General features: G+C 42.6%; 1 protein-coding gene and 1 pseudogene. Both read left to right on the top strand.

Annotation, left to right across the window (positions count from 1 at the left end; genetic code table 11):
- Window positions 1-1,201: surface lipoprotein assembly modifier (locus B4K20_RS08610; protein WP_289282584.1), on the top strand; the 1,201-nt coding region annotated here is incomplete at its 5' end.
- Between the two features lie 45 nt (window positions 1,202-1,246).
- Window positions 1,247-2,023: pseudogene (locus B4K20_RS08605) on the top strand (hypothetical protein); the annotation flags it as partial.

Here is a 2,023-nt window from a genome sequence, read left to right as displayed (position 1 = left end):
GGTGAAGTTTTTTCTAGAAGAATATGAAGAGTTTGCTGATGCAGATCCTATGCTGCTCGCTTATGCACGCGGTGCTATTGCTCGGATGGAAGGTAATCTGGAACGAGCAGAAACAGAATACCGCCAGCTTCTCGACTTAAAACCTGACTTTTTACCCGGTCAGTTAGAGCTGGCACGTGTACTGTTTGAAAATAGAAAAGATGCAGACTCTGATAAAGTATTTAGTACTATTCAACAGATACTCAACCCCGCCGATGCTCGTCAGCAAGGCGTTAGCACCACAGTGGATAGTTTTTTGCAGGCGTTAGATAGACGTCAGTCCTGGCAAGGTTCGTTTTCGATTGGCCCCACTTGGGTTGATAACTTAAACCAATCATCTGAGAGTTACAGTTGTTTACTCTATTTTGGCAATGTCTGTTTTTACGAACGCGAGACACCCGAAGCGGTGGAAGCACATGGTCTGGACTACGAAGCCACACTGAATAAACGATTTGCTTTGTCCGGTCATCATGGCCTATTTTTTCGTTCGTTATTATTTGGCCAAAGTTACAAAGACCACTCTGATTTTAATGAAAGCCAAATTACCTCACAGCTCGGTTATAGCTACCACACTCAACGCAATCAATTTTCACTAGCACCGTCTTTTGATTTCTCTCGTTATGGTCATCGATCCATGTATGGAGCCTGGGGACTACATAGTGAGTGGTTACATTATGTGTCCGATCGTGTGCTGTTTAAACTTGAAGCCGATTATAAAGATCAGCAATATCGACAAAAAGACTACGCTGCTTACAACGGTGATATTTGGTCAGCTTATGCCACCGCCTGGTATGTATTCCCTGATCAATGGACGCTATTTGGCGGGGTGGACTGGACCAAGAAAGAAGCAGAGACAGAACCCTTCGCTTATCAACAATATGGCATAAGAGCAGGTGTCTCCAAAGAGTTTAGTGACAACATCAATGCCGTCCTTTTTGCCTCTGTGCGTCAACGCAAACATGATGAATTTAACGCTTTACTGGGTGAGCAGCGTGAAGATATTGAACAGAACTACACCCTTATTGTGCGGTTCCCCGGACTGAGTTTTTATGGGCTGGAACCAAACCTTACCTTCAAACATCGCAAAGTACATAGCAATGTAAATTGGCTTTATTCCTATGATAGGAATAGCGTCAGTTTGAAATTGGAAAAACGGTTTTAAACCATTTAAAAATCAGCCAAAAGCAGAAAATAATCAGGATTATTTATGTTGATACCACCCCCATTTTTTATCTTATTGGTTTGTCTTGTTTTCAGCTCATTAAGTGTGCAAGCTGCTGAGCAAAATGAATGGCAAAAATGGCAGTCTGAAGCGTCCAGCGCCTATCAGGCGGGCAATTATGAAACCGCTGAAACAGCCATCCGCAAAGCCATTGCTCGTGCTGAAAAAGCTGATAATGGCGATATCTACAAAGCCAGTAGTCTTAATCTATTAGCCTTTATTCAGGAGGCAAAAGGTCAGCCTGAGCAAGCAATGGCCTCCTTATCAAACGCAGTGACCTTAGCCAAAAAAGCATCAGCTTCGCCTGATGAACAGCTAGCCACCTTATTATTTAATCAGGGCGTGTTATTGCAAAAAAAACATCAGCTAAATAAAGCCGATAGCGTGCTGGGTGAATCAATAGAACAATTCCAGCTCAGCCAGAGTGATGGTAACGGCAAGTTGTGGCAGGCCATTTTATTAAAGACGCAAATCCTAGTCTCACTAGGCAATCAGCAGCAGGCATTAAAACTGGTTTCAACCACGTTATCTGAATCAATGGATAAAAAAGGTGCTCAATTACCCTTATCGGTAGAAAGCGATTTAGTGATATCAGCCGCTAACATTCAATTAAAAGAGGGGCAGTATTATCAAGCCATCACCTCACTTGAACAGATGAAAAAGAAACTCAATGGTGAATCAAAACTGGCTGATAAACGGTTGTCAGAATTACTGAATTTACTCGCCATAGCCTATGACAAATCTGGTCAGACTGATAAAGCA

This window comes from Methylophaga sp. UBA5088, assembly GCF_002414625.1.
Lineage (GTDB): Bacteria > Pseudomonadota > Gammaproteobacteria > Nitrosococcales > Methylophagaceae > Methylophaga > Methylophaga marina.
This window is presented reverse-complemented; position numbering and strand designations above follow the sequence as displayed.